This window comes from Psychrobacter sp. TB55-MNA-CIBAN-0194, from assembly GCF_040309505.1.
Classification (GTDB): domain Bacteria; phylum Pseudomonadota; class Gammaproteobacteria; order Pseudomonadales; family Moraxellaceae; genus Psychrobacter; species Psychrobacter fozii.
The window spans coordinates 1-275 of sequence record NZ_JBEOOW010000236.1 but is presented as its reverse complement, the minus strand read 5'-3'; the positions used below and the strand labels follow the sequence as shown (position 1 = coordinate 275).

The following is a 275-nucleotide window of genomic DNA, read 5'->3' as shown; positions in this document are numbered from 1 at the left end:
CACTTCTTCTGAAGGCTCCTCTACCGCCACTTCTTCTACTTCGTCAGCACGACGCATGTTATTGACCATTTTAACCATCATAAAAATGATAAAGGCCAAAATTAAAAAGTTGATAAGCACTGTAATAAAGCTACCGTACGCTAATACAGGGACGCCAGCTTCTTTAAGGGCATCATAAGTCATCGCGATACCTTCAGGGGCATCACCCAAGATGAGAAACATATTTTTAAAGTTAATCTCACCGCCAAAGATAAAGGCGACGATCGGCATAATAA

General features: G+C 41.1%; 1 protein-coding gene. It reads right to left on the bottom strand.

Annotation, left to right across the window (positions count from 1 at the left end; genetic code table 11):
- Positions 1 to 275: MscL family protein (locus tag AAEY75_RS14965; RefSeq protein WP_352260021.1), on the bottom strand; the 275-nt coding region annotated here is incomplete at both ends.